The following is a 3,253-nucleotide window of genomic DNA, read 5'->3' as shown; positions in this document are numbered from 1 at the left end:
CAAAAAGCTGGTTGAGGAAAATCCGAAGATTTTCCTCAACCAGCTTTCATTTTGGAGACTTATGTCACAGCCCCTTTCAACTGATATGGTGCTATGGCTTGTTAGCATTGTTAAAGGCCAACCTTATATTCCGATACCCCACTGACAAGTCTAAATAACACTAAGATTCGCCCCCACATCCGTAGGGAATACATCCCTCGGTCATCCAAGACCTGGATAGCACTAGGATCACCCCCACATCCGTGGGGAATACGCCTATCGACCTGCAGGGAAGAGCTTACGGTCAGGATCACCCCCACATCCGTGGGGAATACACTAAATAAACGCTGTCACACCGGGATTTCATTTTTCCAAAAGTGCCATTTTCCTTTAACTTGCTTCTCTAGCATACCTCAGTCACACACCGTTAACAATTACTAAAACATCATCCGCCAAATCCGCAATAAATCTGATAATAAAAAGTCACCTTCGCTCAAAACGAAGATGACTTCACACTTTCTAACCTTACTCCACCCGATTCCGCCGCAAAGTCCGGTCGGGCTGGTGGCCGATGAACAGCGGTACCCGCTCCTCGACCACATCGCTGAAGGCCAGGCCGTACCAGCGTTGTGGCGACAATGAAATTCGCTGCAGCAACAGTCGCCCGCCAATCAACAACCGGTCGAGCGTTGGCAAGTCCTCCTGCGCACCCAGATCCTGGAACTGTTGATTCAGCATGACGAACTTGAAATTACCCACGCGCCGGCCCGGAATACTGGAATATCGCGGCGTTTGGTCGTCCAGCAAGCCCTCCTTTAGCAAGTCGTTCACAATTTGGCGCAAGTAGACGTTTAATCGTTGCGGCTTCTTGAATCCCAGGTACAGCTGCACGTCCATCACACTACGCGACCCCAGCTGCTCCACCGTGTACGCACACTCATACGGCGTATCCGTTTCATTCACCGTCACGAACCAGTAGACCTTGGCGCGCTTGGGCTGCTGGTCCAAAATGGAGTAGACCGTTGCCCGTTTGACCGCGTAATCCGGACCCACGTGGCCGATGTACACCAAATTGGTGGCAAACGGTGGTACCTGGTCGTCCTGACTCAGCGCGTCTAATTGCGGCACAAAGTCCATCAGCGACACGTTTTCCGCCTCTGCCAAATGGGCATCCCGCCGCAGATTACCCGCGTGCCAGAAAATCATCACGGTCAGAATCGCCAGCGTGAGCAGCACCGTCACGTACCCGCCGTGCACAAATTTTGCCAGACTGGCCACCAGAAACAAACTTTCCAATAGGCCAAACGCCACCACGTACACCTGTGCCAGGACGCGGTGCCCCCGCTGCAACAGAAAGGCATGCAGCAACAGCGTCGTCATCAGCATCGTCAGCGTAATGGCCAGGCCGTACGCCGCCTCCATGTGACTGGACGTTTGAAAGTACCACACGATGCTCAGTGTCACGGCACACAGCAGCCAGTTGACCGCACCGACGTACAGTTGGCTTTTCACGTTCCCCGGGAATTTAATCCGCAGTCGCGGCAACAATTTCAGCCCGATAGCCTCATGCACCAACGTGTAGGACCCCGTGATCAACGCCTGCGACGCGATAATAGCCGCAATCGTGGCAATGACAATTGCAAACCACTGCCAGTGTGCCGGGACCATCGCGTAAAAGGGGTTCACCGGATGAGCCGTTGCCAAGGCCGCCCCGTGACGAATCACCCACGCACCCTGACCCAGATAGCTCAGCATCAGCATGGCGTACACGAACGGCCAGGTGCCGTAAATATTACGCTTGCCGACCTGCCCCATGTCCGAGTACAACGCCTCCGCGCCGGTCGTCGCCAGGAAAATGCTCCCCAGAATGAAGATTCCCTGGCGGTTGACGGGACTAAAGAGGAAGCGTACGGCGTAGACTGGCGACAATGCCCGCAACATCCCCGGTACCGCCAGTAAATTTTGCAGACCCATCACCCCAATAAAGCTAAACCAGATCAACATTAACGGCCCAAACGACCAGCCGATCATCTGCGTGCCGAAACGCTGAATCAGAAAGAGCCCCAACAAGATGCCGGTCACCACCAGCAGGACCCAGCCCTGGTTGGCGCTGAAATGCACCGGCCCGATAACCTGACCCTTGAGCCCCTCAATCGCCGAGGTCACGGTCACCGCGGGCGTCAACGTGCCATCTGCTAAAATGGCCGCGCCGCCAATCAGAGCGGGGACAATCAACCACTTGGCCTGCGTCCGCACCAGCGCATACAGGGCAAAGATGCCGCCCTCATCGCGGTTGTCCGCCCGCATTGCCAGCAAGATGTATTTAATCGTGGTAATCAACATCAGCGTCCAAAAAATCAGGGAGACGCTTCCCAACATGATGGGTGTCGCGGCCGTCATCCCCCGCCGGCCCGCCGCATCAATGATGGCGTTCATGACGTAGAGCGGTGAAGTGCCAATGTCCCCGTAGACGATACCCAGGGTGATCAACATCCCCAGTCCCGATAGCGTGCGCGTCGTGGTTTTCATGGCTCAGACCTCCCTTGAATTCTGATACCCATGATAGCGATTCCGCTGACAAACCCCAAAGATTCAGGGGCAATTACGTTACTCACTAACCGAATTAGCGGGCAAGCCTACTTGGGGTGAAACTGTTGTCGCGCAGTGACGGCCCGAAATCAGGTCTCTGGCGTTTTCGAATCTAAAAAAGCGCAAAAAAAATAGCCCCTCGTTCCTTGCGAACGAGCGGACTATTTTAAAATCTAAGAAACTCCGGCTTGCTAACCAATCTCTCTGAATCACGTTATTAGCATCTCTTAAACTCTAATAATTAACTATACACGTTAATCACCTAATCGTCAAGAACTATTTTGATTTTTCCGACAACCATCGTAAATTATCTTCACATTACTCGTCCTACTGGGATTCGCCCGGGTCACTGTGCCCGAACTTTCATAGACTTTCCATCCATTTCCCCCTTGAAATGTTAAGCCGTTGTTGTATACTTTTAGTCAGAGACAAATTCTCATCAAATTTTAACACTAGTCGGTTGTCTCAACCCTGACGTAGGACGTTAGGGCTAGCGGCTGGTGCCAATCGTTCCAGGGAAAGAAGCGGGGAAAATGAGTTATCTTTTACGGCCAAGTCTCAAGGGCCTGTTTCGCATTGGTTTTGTGGATTTTTATAGTTTTCTAATTCCCCAATTGTCAAATCAAGTGCAACACAGGACAGTAAGGCGTAAGCATAACCGGATGCATGTTCTTGAAGACCTGTG

General features: G+C 52.6%; 1 protein-coding gene. It reads right to left on the bottom strand.

What is annotated here, in order from left to right:
• Window positions 1–504: 504 nt before the first annotated feature.
• Window positions 505–2,508: a KUP/HAK/KT family potassium transporter gene (locus JUF13_RS14295; RefSeq protein ID WP_203640198.1), complete on the bottom strand. Its 2,004-nt coding sequence runs from the start codon at window positions 2,506–2,508 to the stop codon at window positions 505–507.
• Between the last annotated feature and the right edge of the window lie 745 nt (window positions 2,509–3,253).

It is taken from the genome of Levilactobacillus wangkuiensis, assembly GCF_016861605.1.
Taxonomy (GTDB): Bacteria; Bacillota; Bacilli; order Lactobacillales; family Lactobacillaceae; genus Levilactobacillus; species Levilactobacillus wangkuiensis.
Note: the sequence above shows the minus strand (reverse complement) of the source record. Positions and strands in the feature narration are given on the sequence as shown.

Excerpts from the sequence above, each read along its gene's own strand:
- JUF13_RS14295 (WP_203640198.1), bottom strand. The coding sequence starts at position 2,508 with ATGAAAACCACGACGCGCACGCTATCGGGACTGGGGATGTTGATCACC.